This window comes from Thalassotalea algicola, from assembly GCF_012932965.1.
Taxonomy (GTDB): domain Bacteria; phylum Pseudomonadota; class Gammaproteobacteria; order Enterobacterales; family Alteromonadaceae; genus Thalassotalea_F; species Thalassotalea_F algicola.
The window spans coordinates 605,082-623,892 of the sequence record NZ_JABBXH010000001.1; the positions used below are offsets into that span (position 1 = coordinate 605,082).

Here is an 18,811-nt window from a genome sequence, read left to right on the forward strand (position 1 = left end):
TTTTATGGCTGATTTTTATCAAAATGGCAGTGTGACAACACTTCACAATTTAGGCCAGCGCTCATACCAAGACATGGAACAGGAGCTAGTTGCATTTAATAAGAAACGACCACTTGGCTTATTGCTTCCTTCGCTTTTTTCGGAGCTGGAGGGGCCTGCACTAGGCAAAATTATCGACAATATTGCCGAAGTACCGTACTTAACTGAAATTGTGATTGGGCTAGATAGAGCAGACGAAGCGCAATATCGCTATGCCTTAAAGTTTTTCAATAAACTACCTCAACATCATCGTGTTCTTTGGAATGACGGTCCTAGATTAAAAGCGCTTGATGCTAGATTGCAAAAGCTCGGACTTGCACCTACCGAACTAGGTAAAGGTCGTAACGTTTGGTATTGCATGGGGTATATTTTAGCGTCAAATAAAACAGAGTCGGTGGCACTACACGACTGTGATATTTTGACTTACGAAAAAGACTTATTGGCACGTTTGCTCTATCCAGTCGCTCACCCTCAGTTTAACTATGAATTTTCAAAAGGCTTTTATGCACGTGTTGCCGACGGAAAAATCAACGGTCGAGTATCTCGTTTATTAGTGACACCACTGATTCGTGCGTTAAAGCGAGTGGTTGGCACCAATGAATACCTAGATTACATGGACTGCTTCCGTTACCCGTTAGCTGGTGAATTCTCTTTTCGTCGTGACGTTTTAAACGATTTACGTATTCCAAGTGACTGGGGGCTAGAGATAGGCGTGCTTAGTGAAATGCACCGAAATTACGCGGTTAATAAAATTTGTCAGGTCGATATTGCAGACGTTTACGATCATAAACATCAAGACTTATCTCTAGATAATGCGCAAGCAGGCCTGTCTAAAATGTCGATTGATATCACAAAAGCATTTTTCCGTAAATTAGCCACCCAAGGTCATACATTCAGCACAGAGACTTTCCGTTCAATTAAAGCAACTTACTTTCGAATTGCCTTAGATTATGTTGAAACTTATCGTCATGACGCATTGATGAACGGCTTAACGCTCGATATCCATAATGAAGAAGCTGCAGTAGAAATGTTTGCCAAGAACATAATGAACGCCGGCCAAACTTTTTTAGAAAACCCCATGGAAACACCATTCATTCCAACGTGGAACCGCGTCATCAGCGCAGAGCCAGATATCTTGGAAGAATTAAAAGAAGCTGTAGAACAAGACAATCTTGAATTTGGCGGCTAAAGCTTTTCATCACTGAGTAAGAACAAACAATAGGATATAGTAATGTCTGATAGTTTAAATGCACTTATCCAGAAAGTGACACAGCAACTCGCTGTGATCTATCATGATGTAGCGCTTGATATGACACATCAAGCGCTAGCAGAGCGTTTAGTAAATGAAATGCGCATCGGTGAAACTGATACACCGCCAGCACCATATAGCAACCATTGGTCTGAGCAAGATGTGATTATGATCACTTATGGCGACTCGTTAATTAAAGCAGGTGAAAAGCCATTAAATACATTGCGAGATTTTGCCGATAATTATCTGCAAGATCACGTTAATTGCATTCATATCCTTCCTTTCTTTCCTTATAGTTCAGACGATGGTTTCTCAGTAATAGACTACTCTTCGGTGAACGAGTCATTAGGTGACTGGCAAGATATTCAAGCAATTGCTCAAGACAAAAAACTAATGTCTGACTTAGTTATTAACCACTGTTCAAGTCGCAGCTTATGGTTTGAAAATTTTGTAAAAGGTGAAGGGCAAGGGCATGATTATTTCTTTACCGCAAACCCACATGACGACTTATCACAAGTTGTGCGCCCCCGCACTTCGCCACTATTGAGAAGAACAGAAACTGCCAATGGTGAGCAATATGTCTGGTGCACCTTTAGTCACGACCAAGTTGATCTTGATTTTCGAAACCCTGAGGTACTCAGCCAGTTTATTAAAATCATACGCCAGTATTTAGATAATGGTGTGCGAATATTTCGTTTAGATGCTGTGGCCTTTTTATGGAAAGTAGCGGGAACAAAATCCATTAACTTACCGCAAACCCACGAAGTTGTCCGCCTGCTCAGAACGCTGATTGAACATGCGAAAAGCGACGCGGTGATCATTACTGAAACCAACATTCCGAACACTCAAAACCTAACTTATTTTGGTAATGCTAACGAAGCACATTGTATTTACAATTTTTCGTTACCGCCTTTGCTAATAAATACGCTAATTACCGGTAATTGTTTATACCTAAAACGCTGGCTTATGAGTATGCCACCGGCTCAAGATGGCACTACTTATTTTAATTTTATTGCCTCGCACGACGGCGTTGGATTGCGACCTGCCGAAGGTTTATTAAGTGATCCTGAAATCGGTGAACTCATTAACACGATGAAGTCATTCGGCGGCGCAATTTCTTGGCGAACTAGCGAAAGTGGTGAGCAAAAAGCCTATGAAATGAATATCTCCCTGTTTGATGCGCTGCAAGGCACAACAAACGGTCCAGATAAATGGGGAATGCAGCGCTTTATTTGCGCCCATGCTATTATGTTAGCGTTAGAAGGGATCCCTGGTATTTATATACATAGTTTGCTTGGTACTCGAAATGATTATGAGAAACTTAAAAATACCCACCATAATCGGGCAATTAATCGCCACCGTTGGGATTACCCAACCCTAGAAGAAAAACTGGCCGATCAAGACAACCCGCACGCTAAAGTGCTCAATCAAATGTTAACGTTAATTGATATTCGCACAAATCAAAAAGCCTTTCACCCGAACGCTACGCAGTTCACCTTACATTTAGGGCTTAGTTTATTTGGCTTTTGGCGACAAAGTTTAGACAGGCGTCAGAGTGTTTTTTGTGTAACAAATGTCACTGATCAGCCAGTTGAACTTCCGATCAGCGAACTTAATTTAGTTATTACAGAAAGTTGGCTCGATTTAATTTCGGGATTGGAAATTAGTGATTTAACAAAAGCGATTGAGTTACAGCCATACCAAACGGTTTGGCTGAGTAACCAAAAATAGCTTATTTTTTAGTACCTACAACTGAATAAAGCATCGGAAATATTGGCCCTTGTTCATCCATTACAAATTGATTTATGCCAACTGCTTTCATATTGTCAAAACATGGATACGGGCTATATGGGTACTCGCTCATTTGCGTTATTTCAATACCTGCATCAATTAGTGCACTAATAACATCGCTAAGTGTATGAGACCACACTGCAATAGTTTGCTCTGTATCGCCAGCATTTTCAGAATACGTCTTTTCTTGCTCAATATCTGGTTCTGCTTGATGAAAATAGTCATAACCAAATTTGATATCTAGAAATGGATGAAACTCAATCAAATGAATCTTACCGCCTGGTTTAAGACACTTAGCAACGGTTTCAGCCCATTTATTCATACAAGGTAGCCAGCACAATACGCCATATGACGTATAAACCACGTCATATCGTTGCTTATTTTGCTCACCAAATTGATAAACATCGCTACAGACAAATTCAGCTTCGATACAGGCTTGTTTCGCAAGTTGCTGTGCTTTTGCAATTGCTATTGAAGAAAGGTCTACACCAGTTACTCTGGCTCCTAATCGCGCCCAAGACAGTGAATCTAACCCAAAATGACATTGAAGATGCAGCAACGACTTACCTTGTACATTGCCGACTTGGTTGAGCTCTATGTCATGCAATGTTGATTTGCCGGCAAGAAAACCGTCAACGTTGTAAAACTTCGATGTAAAATGTATATCAGTGCGTTCATTCCACGCTTGTTGATTTATAGCTAAATAATCTGACATCGTATTTTATCTATAAAGTTGTGACCAAAGCTAAATACTTGCCATCATCGCTAATGGCTAATCGACCTAACTTGCCTTTAACTAACGAACTTAACTCTTGTCCCACCGTCCAGTTATAACCTTTATTACCTGCCGGCCAAATTGAAAGCTTTGTACCATCAAAACGTAAAATATCGCCATTAGGTGCCCATGCGTAATCATGGTTAGCGTCAAGAATAGGCGCAATATGTGTCACCGAAAATGCTTTAGGATCAAATGCTTTAATCCACATCATGCCGTTTGTTTGTCGGTGAACAAAACTAAAGCGATTAGAATGAGGGATTTTTTGTGGTGTACTGGGAACAGCATGCCCACTGACAAAACGGTTTTGTTTTTCTTTGGCATTAAGGTATTGAATACTCCAGCCATAACGTGACCAAATCAGCACATCACCTGTTGGCTCATCATATTGATAATAGCCAACCGGCTCTTTGGAATTAAGTAGCCATTGATGTTCACCGGTTTTGCGGTCTAAAAATCTAACGGTCTGATAAGGATTAAAGCCTTCACTAACAAAACTGACATTGCCTGTGTTACCAACTGGCTTCGGCGAAAATTCACTATGCTCAGTATTAGTTACTTGCACCGTTTTTTTCGATTGAATGTTGTATTCATAAATGTCCGTTTGTTTACCGTCTCGAGCTGAAGAAAATAAGATTGATTTACTCGAACGTGTGAAATATGGCTGACTGTCGTAGTCTTCATTATTGGTAATATTACGGCCGTTTTTAACCGAATAGACACCGTCTTTATGTTCAAGTTCGAAAAGGTAAATTTCGCTATTAGGGCCAAAGCGTGGCTTTTCTGCTTTTGCTGACACAGCTCCATGGGCTAGCAAAGTTGCGAGAGCGATAATTGGTAATATTAACTTCACCTTATGTTTCCTTATTATTATGCTGACAGTGGCATAGCATGGGTGAAGATGAGATTGTTTTCAAATAAAAGTCATAATTTGCCGATTAATGAGGGGATTGAAGGATAGATTTTTCCTTCAAGGAAAGTTTTAACAAACTTAAATGCTCCATATCGGCGGTGGCGTCTCCTTAGGTGCTGTCACCACCGCGACACTTAACTAATTGATATTATTAAATTGTCAGAATTTGTCGTGAACTTGTCGTGTTAAAAACATCGATTAAAATAAGAGAAAGTGAATAATTTTCCCTGTCACTCTATCAACCCTACTGGAGTTAAAGTTGATACTTTCAATTGAAAAATTAAAAACGCTTAGAAGAGAAAAGGGCTGGTCGCAAGAAGTATTAGCTAAAGCGACAGGCCTTTCCGTTCGAACTATTCAACGAATTGAGTCAGATGGTAAAGCATCAGTAGAGTCAACGCTTTCTATCGCTTCAGTTTTTAATCTACCTCCAAAGTCTTTAGAAGCGACACCTGATGAAATTAAAGTCGACTGGACGAGGAAAATGATTATGAAAAACTTATTTGCTTTGCTAATAATTTCTGGCGCTATCGTAATGTTGACTATCTTAGCGGCTAATTTTAAAACGTTTATAGATGGTACAACGCTACTATTCATCCCTTTATTTTTATACTCAGCCACTATTTTAGCCTTTGGTACAGATGGCATGTTTAAATCTTTAGCTGGATTAAGGTATTTATTTACCGATGAGATGGTTGGTGGTTCAAAAGCGCAATATCTATCGGAAATATACGCTAGCCAAGTAAAGTTTCTATATGGTGGTGCGCTGATTATGTTAGCCGTTGGTTTTATTGCTATGTTCACCCACGTAGATACCTATGAGAATTTTGTCTTCTTTAGAGCGACTGCAATTAATTTGATTAGTTTATTTTATGCGACCGTTTTAAGTGAAGGTGTTTTTAGACCACTGTCTATTAAGTTAAGAACATGTGACATTAAGGGGTAATTAAATCCCCTTAACCAACACTTTCGATTTACGCTGAAAATTATAAAGCTCTTGCTTTTCTCTCGGTAGTGAATCGATTGTAGTTTCGACAAAACCTTGTTCGCGGAACCAGTGACCACTCACCGTAGTTAAAACGAAAAGCTGATCAAGTTTTTGGCGTTTGGCAAAGGCTTCCACGGCAGCAATTAAACGCTCTCCTCGATTACCACTTCGATAATCAGGGTGAATAACCACACAAGCCAATTCACCAATGTTTTCATCGATATACGGATAAAGTGCTGCACAGGCAATAATCACTTCTTCTTTTTTAAGCACGATAAAACGATCTATTTCAGTTTCAAGTAGTTTGCGAGAGCGACGAACCAGAACCCCTTCTTCTTCAAGCGGCTGAATGAGTTCCAAAATACCGCCAACGTCATCAATTGATGCAGTGGTGATATTCTCTTTGTGATCTTTTGCAATTAAGGTACCGGCACCATCTCGAGTAAATAGCTCCTGCAACAAAGCAGTTTCGCTTAGATAAGACACACAATGGCAGCGTTCAACACCATTTTCACCACTTTGAATAATCGCTCTCAACAATAGCTGGCGTACATGATCAGTTTCTTCACCGCCATAACTATCAAGTAATTCTTTAACTTTTCTAACGCTGCAACTACGTATAAGTGAGCCATCACTATCAAGCAAACCTTCATCTTCTGTAAAGGTAATTAGCTTATCTGCCTCTAAGGAAATGGCGGTTTGGGTTGCAACATCTTCAAGCGCTAAATTAAACACTTCACCTGTCGTTGAATAACCAACGGGTGAAAGTAACACAATAGAGCCGAAATCTAACTGCTGTTCAATACCTTCCACATCAATGCGACGTACTAAGCCAGTATGCTGATAATCGACCCCACCTTTCACGCCAATAGGGCGAGCAATAACAAAATTACCTGTGCTCACCCGAATTTGAGAACCATGCATTGGCGAGTTTGCAAGGCCAGTGGTTAACAAAGCTTCAATATGTACACGAAGTGAACCGGTCGCATCTTTTACCGCCATCAAGGTTTTTGGGTCGGTAATTCGTAAGTGTTGTTCGAATTGTTGCTGTACACCTAGTAGCCCAGCTCGTTCAGCGATTTGTGGTCTAGCGCCATGCACAATCACCAGCTTTACACCTAAGCTTCTCAGCAGTGCAATATCGTGAATGATATTGGCAAAGTTCGGGTGTTGAACCGCTTCACCACCAAACATTAACACCACGGTTTTTTCTCGATGCTGATTAATGTAAGGCGCAGCATTTCTAAACCACTTAACGTAATCCTTATCACCGTTATTGCTACTATTTTTGGCTTGGGTTATGACCACATCAAATCCCTATACTCTTGCTACTTTAAACGATTTAACGACTGACTTGGTAGGCCATTGCCACTTCATCTTCCGGCGCTTTATGAGGCGTTGGTTCACTATCTTCGATGATGTAATCAGCCAAAGTAGATTTTTCTATAACCTTAAAGCCTAGCTGTGCAAAATAATCAGGAATGTAGGTCAGTACAATAATGATTTCCAATTCCATTAAGTGGGCAAACTCTAATAAATATTGAGTCAGTGCTTTACCTTGCCCTTGGCTATGGAACGCTTTATCAATCACAATTGAACGAATTTCAGCTAGTCCTGGTTCATAGATGTATAGCGAGGCACAACCAACGACTTGACCATCAATTTCCGCAACCACAAAGTTTTGCACATCATGAATAATATTTTCACGCGTTCTATTTAAGATTTCGCCTTTCTCTGACCAATAAGCCACTTGTTCGTGGATCTTATCAACATCTGACATCTTCGCTCTACGTACAGACATAGCAGCAGCTTTTTGTGCATTTAAACGTTGCTGCACTTGCTTCAACGCAAGTTTAGCTTGTTGCGTACCTGGGGCGCCAACTACTTGCTCATTAAGAATGTCAGTTTTGCCGGTTTGGATGTCATCAATGGCTTTTTGTACTTGAGCTCTTGAGGTGCCGCCTAACGCTTCACGTTTATCTAATGTCGATTCAATCGATAAATGTTGGTAAACATCCTGACCAATTTTGTCGCTATATTCTTGTAACTGGGTCAATGTTAAGTCTTCAAGCGGAACACCTTTATCAATCGCAGCAAGTACAACTTCGCCAACAATATGATGCGCCTCTCTAAACGGTATATCTTTACTCACTAAGTAATCAGCAAGTTCTGTCGCATTGGCATAACCTTGCTGGGCGGCAGCTAAAGTACGTGCTGAATTTACTTTTAAACCATCAACAACGAGTGTTGCCATTTCCATACATTCTTGCCAAGTGTCTAGCGCATCAAAAAGACCTTCTTTGTCTTCTTGCATATCTTTGTTATAAGCAAGTGCTAAGGCTTTCATAGTCGTTAACATGCCAGTAAGAGATCCGAAAACTCGCCCTGCTTTACCACGGATTAATTCACACGCATCTGGGTTTTTCTTCTGCGGCATTAAGCTTGAGCCAGAGGACACAAGATCTGACATTTCAACAAAACCTGCTTCACCTGAATTATAGAAAATTAAATCTTCGGCAAAACGTGATAAATGCATCATGCTGATACTTGCTGTAGAGAGTAGTTCGATAACATGATCTCTATCAGAAACTGCGTCTAAGCTATTTAACGTCGCTGTTCTAAAGCCTAGGTTATGCGCTAACTGTTCACGATCTATAGGATAGGCAGTACCTGCCAATGCGCCAGAACCAAGCGGTGATACATCTAAACGATATAACGAGTCTTTTAAGCGACCAATATCACGGTTAAACATTTCAACATAGGCTAAACACCAATGACCAAAAGTCACGGGCTGTGCACGTTGAAGATGGGTGTAACCTGGCAATACAGTATTTGACTCACGTTCAGCTAAATTCATTAATGCTTCTTGCAAGGTCACTAAGGCATACAATAAATCGCCACCGGTTTGTTTGCACCACAGTTTCAAATCTGTTGCTACTTGGTCGTTACGGCTGCGTCCAGTATGTAGCTTCTTACCTAAGTCACCAGTTTTTTCAATCAACTGAATTTCAACCCAGCTATGAATGTCTTCGGCGTCTGATAATAAAATTTGTTTCGGATTTTCTTCAACCGACGCTTTAAGCTCAAGTAATGCAGCTTCTAGGCGCGTCACTTCATCATCAGATAATACGCCTACCTGATTAAGTGCGCCGGCCCATGCTATTGAACCGACAATATCTTGCACTGCCATGCGGTAATCAACCGGTAATGAGTCGTTAAACTTTTTAAACTGTACACTCGCCTGCTCTTTAAACCGGCCACCCCATAATGCCATGGTGTTTCTCCTAAATTCTCTACTACTGTTAGTCGCTATGACTTGTTCGTTTGCTCATTCATTGCCGTAATTCGACTAGATAAGCTGAATAGGCGAATAAACCCTTCGGCATGGCTTTGGTCATAAACATCGTCAGCGCCAAAGGTTGCAAACTCTTCAGAGTATAGGCTGTTTGGTGAACGACGTTGCGTTACTGTTGCAGTGCCTTTATACATTTTCACTACAACATCACCTGTTACGCGTGTTGCAAATGACGCTGCCGCAGCTAATTGAGCTTCCGCTAAAGGTGTAAACCAGCGACCATCATAGATCACATGAGAAAATTCAAGACCTACTGATTCACGGAATTTTAGTGATTCTTTATCTAGAATGAGCGTTTCTAAGCCTTTGTAAGCAGCCATTAATACGGTACCACCTGGTGTTTCGTAACACCCACGCGATTTCATTCCCACTAGACGATTTTCAACAATATCTATACGGCCTACGCCATGAGCAGCGGCTTTATCATTTAAGTATACTAGCGACTCGTATGGAGATAATGCCTTACCATCAACGGCAACTAACTCACCTTCTTTAAAACTTAACTGCACGGTCTCAGGTGTGTCAGGTGCATCCATTGGATCAACCGTCATAGTCCAAACTTCCTTGGAAGGCTCACACCACGGATCTTCTAACTCGCCACCTTCATGAGAAATATGCCAAGCATTCGCGTCACGGCTATAAATTTTGGTTAGTGATGCTGAACAAGGAATGTCGCGCTCTGCTAAGTAATCAAGCAAGTCTTCACGCGAGACCATGTCCCATTCGCGCCATGGCGCAATCACTGTTAATTGTGGAGCGAGTGCCGCAAAACACGACTCAAAACGTACTTGATCATTACCTTTACCGGTACAACCATGACATACCGCATCAGCACCTACTTTTAATGCAACTTCTACATGTGCTTTGGCAATAACTGGGCGTGCCATTGACGTACCTAACAAGTATTGTCCTTCGTATACTGAACCGGTTTTTAAAATAGGGTAAATGTAGTCTTTTACAAATTCTTCTTTTAGGTCAACCACATGACATTCAGAAGCTCCTGATGCTATCGCTTTTTCTTTGATGCCATCTAACTCTTCGTCACCTTGACCAACATCAGCACAAAATGCCACCACTTCACAGCCATCATAGTTCTCTTTCAACCAAGGGATAATCGCTGAGGTATCTAAACCACCAGAATATGCTAATACTACTTTTTTGATTTGTTTTTTCTTTGCTAATGCCATTTTCTTTTACCTTTAAATTCTTTTTGAGGCGTATGCCTTACTGAAAATTTGTTTTCCCTCGACATGCTCGGGATGAATTAGTTGTTAAGCTAGTATCGCTTCGACTGCTTTACTCTATACGCCTGCTAATAATGAAACTAAAACTGCGTTTTGCGCCCACATTCTGTTTTCTGCTTGCTGGAACACTACAGAATAGTTTTCGTCGTCAAACAACGCCGTAGTGATCTCTTCTTCTAAATGTGCTGGCTGACAGTGCATCACTTTGCTGGCACCAACCTTGTTTACTAAGTCATGATTAACCTGAAACGGTTTAAACGTTTCAAGTAATGCTGCTTTATTTTGCGCACCTTCATTGCCCATAGATATCCAAGTATCAGTGTAGATAACATCTTGCTGACCAAGAACTGTAATGTCTGACGTCACCATAAATTTACTGCCAGATTCACTCGCTAAGGCTTGTGCTTTGTCAATCATTGCTTGCTGAGCACCATGTCCTGCTGGGCAAACTAAGGTGAAATCGACACCCAAAATTGCTGCGATAATCATTAATGAATTCGAGACATTGTTGCCATCTCCCAGATAAGCAAGCTTTACTTTTGAAAGGTCATCAAAGTGCTCTGATATGGTGACAAAATCTGCTAAGCCTTGGCATGGGTGGTATAAATCACACAGGGCGTTAACTACAGGTACTGAAGCATGCTCGGCTAAGCCTGTGATCGAATCGTGAGAAAAAACTCGAGCAACAATAGCATCAGCGTAACAAGAAAGGTTTTTAGCATAATCACTGACTCTTTCTCTTTCACCCAACTTGCCATTTTGTTGGCCTAGATATAAAGCGTGCCCGCCAAGTTTAGCTATACCTATGTCAAAGCTAACATGGGTTCTAAGCGAAGGTTTTTCAAAAATCATCGCCACTGATTTGCCCTGCAGCGCATTTGCATAATCAGCAGGGTGATTTTTTATGGTTTTCGCCAGCTCAATTAGCTGGAGTATTTGTTGTTTGTTTTGCAGTTCATCTGCTAAAAAGTTAGATAGAGTCATGTTCAATCCTTAAAGTATTAATTCGTTATTCTTAGTACTTAGCGTTGAGAGCTAAGCAGCTAGTTCAGGAATAATGCGGGTGCCTACATTAGCGCCAGATAGCAAACTAGGGATTTGCTCAGGCGCTTGCCAACTGGCAACCGCGATACTTCGTCGTAATTGATTTGCAGCATGAAAAGCCGCATTAACTTTTGCGGTCATACCGCCATGAATAATACCTGACTGAATTAATAACTTGGCATCTTGTTCGGTTAAATCCGATAAATAATTGCCACTGCCATCCATTACGCCATTAACATCAGTTAACAGCAGCAATTCAGCATTTAGTAACTGACAAATCACCACTGCAGCATCATCAGCATTTACGTTAACTAACTCACCACTTTCTAAGGCACCAATTGAAGAAACAACAGGCAAAAATTCACCCTTAAGTAAGTTGTCTAATAACTTGCTTTGACTTGCTTTTGGCTCGCCAACAGCACCTAAATCTAATGGGCTAATAACACATTTAACCATGTTGCCATCGGCAAGTGATAAACCTACAGCATTAAGATGCAAACTATTCGCTTGAGCAACAATAACTTTATTTACATGGCCCGCTAGAGCGCCACTGATAATAGGCATTTGCTCAGCTGAAGTTACCCGTAAACCGTTTTTCTTTTCAGTTGCAAAGCCAGCTTGGCAAAGCATGTCATCAACAACACAACCGCCGCCGTGAACTAACACAACTGGTTGATTTTTCAGCTCGGCAATAACTTTTAACAATGCAGTTAAGGCATCTGCTTTTTCTAAGATCGCGCCACCAATTTTAATCACTAATGGCTTGGTTTGTTTGCTCATGCGCTAATTCCAACAACATTGGGTAAAAGTGAATACTGGCTTGGCAAACCTAAACTGGCATTGAAACACTGCACAGCTTGAGACGCGGCACCTTTTAACAAATTATCAATTGCCGTGCTTACCACTAGGACTTGTTTGTCTTCATCGAATTGCCAATGAATATCAGCAAATGGTGTATGAGCAACGTCATCAATTTGCGGCCATGATGACTTAATGCGAACTAGCGGCTTATCTTGATACGCATTAACAAATGCATGATCGACCATAGCTTTTGTAGTACCAGATTTCAGGCTTAGCGTAACCGTGGTAAGCAAACCTCTTTTATATGGAGCTAAATGCGGATTAAAAATCACTTGCGCAGCTGCTTCTTGAGAAATTTCAGGCTGGTGTCTGTGCTGTAAAATATTGTAAGGCTTTAAACTTACTTCATTAAAATTAGTCGCTAGCGAAGCTTTTCTTCCTGCACCACTCACACCACTAATACCATTAACCACAATTAAACCGTCTTCTTGATGAAGTTCAGCTGCAGTAATTGGTTTTAATGACAATAGGCTCGCTGTAGGGTAGCAACCTGGTACAGCAACTAATTGTGTGTCAGAAAAGTTATCAGGCAACCATTCCGCTAAACCGTATTGAGCTTGCGCTAATGCTCTTAACGAATGATGTTCAAAACCGTAATATATTGGGTAATCAGCAGGTTCTTTTAAACGAAAGCCGCCAGATAAATCGAACACTTTAACGCCTTTTTCAACAAAGGCTTGTGCCCAATCAGCACTAAATTCGTGGGGGGTTGCAAAAAAAACCGCATCTAATGTATCGACAGCACTTTCAAACCAGCCTTGCGAAAAAGACTGAAGGGGTACATCACAGATCCCCTGCCAGCGAGCATGTAACTCAGAGAATAAAGATCCATTGGAAGTACTGTTTTCCGATACCACTAGATGCGAAATCGAAACTTTATCATGTTGGCAAAGTAAGCCTATTAACTCAGCGCCAACGTAACCACTTGCGCCAATAACCGCGACATTCATCATCAAAACACCAAAAATGCAATTATATTCAAAATACTCATCAAAACGTGAACGAAAGCCGTTCACACTCGTTATTGAAAGGAACCTTTCAACAACTCAACAAAAAACCCAAAACTCTATCGTCGTCGTGTATTTGAATACATTTTCATTTTTCCGTAGCGTTCTTTTCTAGGTTATTTACACTGTGAAGAGGAATTTACCACCGCGTGCATTTTTATGCAACTTTTTAACATAAATATTTTATTGAAAAGTTATTACCTCATGTTGAAACGGCAATACAGCAACTAATTGCCCGCCCTTCTATTTGCTCCAGCTCTGAATCTTGGGTTCAAGGCAATAAAGGTGTTATTGAGTTATTGAGTTATTGAGTTATTGTATTCTAGGCTTGAAACACTCGGCTTTAGCACCGTTATTCATCAAGTTCCTCATACTCGAAATAAATATAATTTGCCGGCACCACTTGGTAGTGGGCGAGGGAGGCTTATAATTGGCCCGTCACAGTGATGGTGTATGATTCAATGAAAACCGTTGGCAAAATAATCTTATGCAGATAAAGAAAGCAGATGATAAATTTTATGGGTTGAGCACCTTAGATATGATTGGCTTCTACGCTTTTTTATTAGATGCGGTTAAAAACTTAACTCCCGCTCTATTAAGCAAGCCACTTTATATTTTGGTGACTTCCGCTGAGGGTACTGTTGCTAGTAACACTGATTAGCGTTAAGACTTATTCCACAATTTCTGGTTATCTTTTTCAGAAAAGAAATCCCTTGGGTGCCAGCAACGAGGGATCAAATCTAGCTCGGCACGTTCTTGATAGTTAGACACTAGTTTTTCTAAAATTTCTTGAAGTCGAGCTTTACTCATTGATGCCAAACGCTTTGCTGATTCAGCAAAATATAAGTTTTCTGACTTTTTCACCACCATATCTGCACCATATCCAATAAAAGATAATTGTCTTGTCGCGATACGGCACACCGGCTCTTCTGGGTTTTTAGGGTATAAATGGTTAACCACGGCATATTCATAACGTTCTAAGGAGTTGCCGGCAGCATCTAGCGCCAAATAAGTTACACCAAAGCCTTGAGGGAACATACCGGTAATCTTGTATAGGCAATCAACCACTTTTTCACTACACGCACCGCGCTCTGCATTTTGATACAGCGCTTGGTAAACCTTGGGGATTAATTTGTATTTATAGCTTGGCTTAATCGAAAGTACGATAGAGCAATAAATTTGCGGCACTTTTAATACATTAGCTAACCCTTGCTTAGGATTAATTGCCCCTTTTAATAACTCTTTGATGAATTTTAATTTTCGGGTCTCTTGCTTTTGAAATAGATCTCTATCTTTTTTAGAGTTTCCCATATAATCGCCAACACCGATACCTTCCACCAGATATTTCAACGTTTCTCGATAGTTAATCTGTAATAGCTCTTTACGCTCATCTACTTCTAAAGTGCGAAATGGATCTTTGTCTTCATTCGCTCCTACCAGAATTAATTGAGCGTCTGGGTGATAATTACCAATATCTTGAATCAGTGCGGCCTTAATTATTGCAATTTTTACTTCACTAACAAACACTTCATAGCCAACTTCATTAAGCTCTTTATATTCCTTATATTGTTCAGGCGTTATATCGCCAATAAAATGCTGGATGTAAGAGTCTTTTATCGCACCATCTAGAATTAATTGATCTAATAACCTTAACGACAGCACTGCTTTATATAGTGGCTTATGCTGCTCATTAATTTTAGCTATTTGAAGGGGGTTGCCTTCAGTGTGGCTAAGAAGCTGTATAGTACCTAGAAGCTGTGCCGATTTACGATTTGTCTCTTCGAAGTTTTCACCCTCGGACAATTCAAGAATCTCATAGCAAATGTTGGTTAATCGCTCGTTACGTTCAACTCGTTCAGATCTAAGTTGTTGCTGAAAATTAGTACGATCTGTTTCTATTGCTGCTTGTTTTTGTTCACCACTAGAATGTTTATTTTTTTCATCTAATTCTTCATTAATTTTGTTTACCAAAGGTTGGTTGGCAAAAAACTCAGCAGCTCCATCAATTAAGGCATCCTTAATTGGACTAGCTTTAAACATCCTATCTAATAAATTGGATACTTGAGTTGTTAATAATGATTGGTGGGACTTACTCATTCAGCAAACTTCAATTCAACAAGTGAACTATTATTATATGATTGTCGTAAACATAAGTGAAAAGTGACAAAAACTCAAATCAAAGTGAAAGCTTAAAGGTGTCATTAATTTGATTAATAACACCTTTATGGAGTTAAGGTCGAATACCTAAAGTATGGCAAATCGCGTATGTTAGCTCAGCACGATTTAGCGTATAAAAATGAAAATCTTTAACACCTTCTCTGCTTAATACTTTTACTTGTTCCATAGCAATATTGGCTCCAACCAAACGACGGGTGGTTTCATCGTCGTCTAACCCTTCATACATTTTCGGCATCCAACTAGGTACATGTACATTCGTTAAGCCAGCAAAACGTTTCAACGTATTGTAGTTAGTCACCGGTAATATTCCCGGAATAATCTCCACATCAATACCAACAGTGACACAACGATCACGAAAACGTAAGTATGACTCGACATCAAAGAAAAATTGGCTAATAGCTCGGTTGGCACCAGCATCAACTTTTCGTTTTAAATTCAATAAGTCAAATTGTGGATTTGGTGCTTCTGGGTGTCCTTCCGGATATGCTGCCACCGAAATATCAAAATCAGCCACTGATTTTAATAGCTCAACAAGATCTGACGCATACATCGACGGCTTTTCACTGCTATCGGGTAGGTCGCCCCTTAATGCTACAATATGGCGGACACCGCTATCCCAATAGTCTTTGGCAATTTGAATTAACTCTTCACGGCCAGCGTCAATACATGTTAGGTGTGGCGCGGCAACTAGTGCTGTTTCTTTTTGAATTCGCTTAATCACATCATGAGTACGATCTCGTGTACCACTTCCTGCGCCATAGGTCACAGAAACAAAACTAGGCTTAAGCGGTGCCAATCGCTCAATAGAATTCCAAAGTGTTGTTTCCATTTCTGCTGAATTTGGCGGGAAAAATTCAAATGAGACATTAATATCACTTGCGATTTCACTTAAGCTTTGGTTTAGCGATTCAACTTGTCTCGCATGTGTATAAGACATTAATTTATCCCCTTTAATTTTACTTGATGTTGTTTGTTGGCTAGCTGTCTACAGGCATTAACTAAATCTGAATGAAGACCACCTGCGGTAACTTCCCTACCGGCACCCGGTCCGCGAATGATTAAAGCATTTTCTTGATACCAATTCGAAACCACTTTAAATACGTTGTCACATGGCGTTAGAGCGGCAAAGGCGTCAGATTGAGGTAAGGTTTCAAGGCTAACTTTTGCCTGGACTTCGCCTCCTTCTGTTTTAAACCTCGCGACATAGCGAATACAGGAAGACATTTTTTTAGCAGCTGCTAATCGCTCCTTAAATGGTGCGTTTAGCTCTTCGGCTCTACTTAAGAATTCATTCAGTGGTAAAGCGGCTAAAGACTCAGGTACCAAGTTTTCACAAGCGATATCCTCTAAGGATAATTCAAAACCTGCTAGCCGGGCCAAAATAAGAAGTTTACGTTGAACATCGCGACCCGATAAATCTTCACGCGGATCCGGCTCAGTAATCCCGTCGGACAGCGCTTGCGACATTAACTCACTAAAAGGCGAAGAACCATCATACTTTTCAAATAGCCAAGATAAGGTGCCGGAGAATATACCTGAAATTTCAACAATGTTATCACCACTTTGCTGCAAGTCTTCAAGTGCATGATTAATAGGAAGTCCAGCCCCGACAGTGGTATTCCCCAGCCATAATACTTGATGTTTTTCTGCGAGCGTCAAATTACGTTGATATTCATTGAGTGGCGCAGATGCTGCCCATTTATTTGCACCAATAACATGAATACCATTGGCAAAGAACTGTGAATAAAGCTGGCTAAATGACTCGCTCGGCGTGATGTCTACAACGATCAATTCATCGTAAGGATGGTTGGACAACCACTCTAATAATGCTTCCTCACTGTAATCAACCGCATGTTCTTCGAAAGCTTGAGTCGCACATTCTGCTTCAATACCGTCAGATTGAAATAAGATTTTTTTAGAGCTCACTAAGCCTACTAAGTGAACATTTTCTAAAGCTGATACCCGTGATAGCTGCTGTGGTAATAATTCAATAAAACATTGACCTATATTACCAAGGCCAGCAACTACAATACCGATATGGCGAGCATCTTTAGTAACGTCATGATGCACATTATTGAGCAACTCACCCGTACAAGGCTGTGGTAATACAGACACTAAGCTATCGGAATGCAATTGGTTAAAGAATGCAATAGGCTGATGGTGCTTTAGCGCTCGTTTGAAACGTGCCTTAACATTACCTCTTCTCGCAACATTGTGACCAACGATAGCCATTACGGATACTGGTGTGAACTTTACTTCTGTATCGTCACTCGCTAACCATTCACTTACTGCTTTTTGCTGAGACAAATGAATAACTAATTGCCCATCATCTAAGTCTCCACTAATCGCCGAAAACTTATGAAACGCTAATTGACCACTTTCGCCAACAAAGCTTTCTGATTGCACTAGTAGCAAATCATTTGCGTAGGTAACCGATAGCTCTTGCTTGGCGATTTGGCCAAAATCTCCGACTTCCGTACCAGGCATGTCAGGATCAAAACTACTGGCAACATGCAAGTGACTTCCTACTCGCTCTAACGGCTGCAATGTTTTTGCATGTAATACTGGATTGCCTAGACGACCTAACTCTTTAGCTACTGAGCGTGGTACTCGATGTAGTTTTCTCGAAAGTGGCACAACGCGAGGGTCAGCACTATAGATGCCATCGACATCGGTCCATAAAGTAACATTTTGAGCATTAGTGAGTGCAGCGATTATGGTCGCAGAATAATCACTACCATTGCGCCCTAACGTACAGGGAAGGCCAAGCGTGTTTTTAGCAATATAACCAGTAATTACCGCTAGTTTTTGAACATCCAGCAGCTGAGAAAGGTGATTTTGACTTACGTCATAATCAACCTGGCAATCGACATCATTATTAATCACTAAAAATTCACGTGAATCTATAGCAAAGCTCGGACAAACACGTTCAGCTAAAATTGCTGCTAGCAGGCGAGCCGACCAACATTCACCGAATGCTAGAAGCTCAGCTTCATGTTCGCTAATATCTATTTGTAACCATTTGGCGAGCAACTCAAAGTCACATAGTAACTCTGCAAACAAGGCTTCTGCATTACTTTCATTAAGTAGTCCAAAGACTAAATCTCGTTGTTTTTGCTTTAACTGCTCAATTGATTGATGCAATTGTTCACTATTTTGTAACGCAAATTGATAAATTTCGATCAAATCATCTGTGATATCACCATTAGCAGAAACCACAACGATATCGTGCAATTGACAATTGTGCTGAATAATTTCTACAACCCGATTGACACATTCAATGGACGCTAAAGAGCTGCCACCAAATTTGTGTATCTGCACTGCATGTTTAACTAATTTATTATTTACTACCAAACTACTCATCGTA

At 40.5% G+C, this 18,811-nt stretch carries 14 protein-coding genes; 3 read left to right on the plus strand and 11 right to left on the minus strand.

The features are described 5' to 3' along the window. Positions 1-4: 4 nt before the first annotated feature. The gene (locus tag HII17_RS02795) at positions 5-1,228 is read left to right on the plus strand and encodes a glycosyltransferase family protein (protein ID WP_169073784.1); all 1,224 of its coding nucleotides are present in this window, start codon (positions 5-7) and stop codon (positions 1,226-1,228) included. A 42-nt stretch (positions 1,229-1,270) separates the two neighbouring features. Further along, positions 1,271-3,019, plus strand: a complete 1,749-nt coding sequence (locus HII17_RS02800; protein WP_169073785.1) for an alpha-amylase family glycosyl hydrolase — start codon at positions 1,271-1,273, stop codon at positions 3,017-3,019. 1 nt (position 3,020) lies between these two features. Here HII17_RS02800 and HII17_RS02805 read toward each other — a convergent pair whose 3' ends face one another. Next, on the minus strand, positions 3,021-3,794 hold the full coding sequence (locus HII17_RS02805; RefSeq protein ID WP_169073786.1) for a class I SAM-dependent methyltransferase: 774 nt from the start codon (positions 3,792-3,794) through the stop codon (positions 3,021-3,023). A gap of 10 nt (positions 3,795-3,804) precedes the next feature. Beyond that, a complete protein-coding gene (locus HII17_RS02810) occupies positions 3,805-4,707 on the minus strand; it encodes a TolB family protein (protein ID WP_169073787.1) in 903 nt (300 codons plus the stop codon). A gap of 319 nt (positions 4,708-5,026) precedes the next feature. Between HII17_RS02810 and HII17_RS02815 the strand changes: the two genes are divergently transcribed. Further along, positions 5,027-5,713, plus strand: a complete 687-nt coding sequence (locus tag HII17_RS02815) for a helix-turn-helix domain-containing protein (RefSeq protein WP_169073788.1) — start codon at positions 5,027-5,029, stop codon at positions 5,711-5,713. Here HII17_RS02815 and argA read toward each other — a convergent pair whose 3' ends face one another. From argA to metL, 9 genes are all read right to left on the minus strand, one after another. Then, positions 5,714-7,063 carry an amino-acid N-acetyltransferase gene (gene argA, locus HII17_RS02820; RefSeq protein WP_328824445.1) on the minus strand — a complete coding sequence of 450 codons (1,350 nt, stop codon included), beginning with the start codon at positions 7,061-7,063 and terminating at the stop codon, positions 5,714-5,716. A 34-nt stretch (positions 7,064-7,097) separates the two neighbouring features. Further along, positions 7,098-9,029, minus strand: coding sequence for an argininosuccinate lyase (gene argH / locus HII17_RS02825; RefSeq protein ID WP_169073789.1), 1,932 nt, complete (start codon positions 9,027-9,029; stop codon positions 7,098-7,100). A gap of 35 nt (positions 9,030-9,064) precedes the next feature. After that, entirely contained in the window at positions 9,065-10,297 is a 1,233-nt protein-coding gene (locus tag HII17_RS02830) for an argininosuccinate synthase (protein WP_169073790.1), read from the minus strand. A gap of 114 nt (positions 10,298-10,411) precedes the next feature. Next, complete coding sequence (locus HII17_RS02835; RefSeq protein ID WP_169073791.1) at positions 10,412-11,338, minus strand: ornithine carbamoyltransferase; 927 nt, start codon at positions 11,336-11,338, stop codon at positions 10,412-10,414. A gap of 51 nt (positions 11,339-11,389) precedes the next feature. Continuing rightward, the gene (gene argB / locus HII17_RS02840; RefSeq protein WP_169073792.1) at positions 11,390-12,178 is read right to left on the minus strand and encodes an acetylglutamate kinase; all 789 of its coding nucleotides are present in this window, start codon (positions 12,176-12,178) and stop codon (positions 11,390-11,392) included. Continuing rightward, complete coding sequence (gene argC, locus HII17_RS02845; protein WP_169073793.1) at positions 12,175-13,212, minus strand: N-acetyl-gamma-glutamyl-phosphate reductase; 1,038 nt, start codon at positions 13,210-13,212, stop codon at positions 12,175-12,177. The genes argB and argC overlap by 4 nt, the downstream gene beginning before the upstream one ends. 717 nt (positions 13,213-13,929) lie before the next feature. Next, entirely contained in the window at positions 13,930-15,363 is a 1,434-nt protein-coding gene (locus HII17_RS02850; protein WP_169073794.1) for a hypothetical protein, read from the minus strand. Positions 15,364-15,496: 133 nt separating this feature from the next. After that, positions 15,497-16,381, minus strand: coding sequence for a methylenetetrahydrofolate reductase (gene metF / locus HII17_RS02855; RefSeq protein WP_169073795.1), 885 nt, complete (start codon positions 16,379-16,381; stop codon positions 15,497-15,499). Beyond that, a complete protein-coding gene (gene metL, locus HII17_RS02860) occupies positions 16,381-18,807 on the minus strand; it encodes a bifunctional aspartate kinase/homoserine dehydrogenase II (RefSeq protein ID WP_169073796.1) in 2,427 nt (808 codons plus the stop codon). The genes metF and metL overlap by 1 nt, the downstream gene beginning before the upstream one ends. Positions 18,808-18,811 lie beyond the last annotated feature (4 nt).

Coding starts and splice junctions, on each gene's coding strand:
- HII17_RS02795 (WP_169073784.1), top strand. CDS start 5: ATGGCTGATTTTTATCAAAATGGCAGTGTGACAACACTTCACAATTTA.
- HII17_RS02800 (WP_169073785.1), top strand. CDS start 1,271: ATGTCTGATAGTTTAAATGCACTTATCCAGAAAGTGACACAGCAACTC.
- HII17_RS02805 (WP_169073786.1), bottom strand. CDS start 3,794: ATGTCAGATTATTTAGCTATAAATCAACAAGCGTGGAATGAACGCACT.
- argH (WP_169073789.1), bottom strand. CDS start 9,029: ATGGCATTATGGGGTGGCCGGTTTAAAGAGCAGGCGAGTGTACAGTTT.
- HII17_RS02830 (WP_169073790.1), bottom strand. CDS start 10,297: ATGGCATTAGCAAAGAAAAAACAAATCAAAAAAGTAGTATTAGCATAT.
- HII17_RS02835 (WP_169073791.1), bottom strand. CDS start 11,338: ATGACTCTATCTAACTTTTTAGCAGATGAACTGCAAAACAAACAACAA.
- argB (WP_169073792.1), bottom strand. CDS start 12,178: ATGAGCAAACAAACCAAGCCATTAGTGATTAAAATTGGTGGCGCGATC.
- argC (WP_169073793.1), bottom strand. CDS start 13,212: ATGATGAATGTCGCGGTTATTGGCGCAAGTGGTTACGTTGGCGCTGAG.
- HII17_RS02850 (WP_169073794.1), bottom strand. CDS start 15,363: ATGAGTAAGTCCCACCAATCATTATTAACAACTCAAGTATCCAATTTA.
- metF (WP_169073795.1), bottom strand. CDS start 16,381: ATGTCTTATACACATGCGAGACAAGTTGAATCGCTAAACCAAAGCTTA.
- metL (WP_169073796.1), bottom strand. CDS start 18,807: ATGAGTAGTTTGGTAGTAAATAATAAATTAGTTAAACATGCAGTGCAG.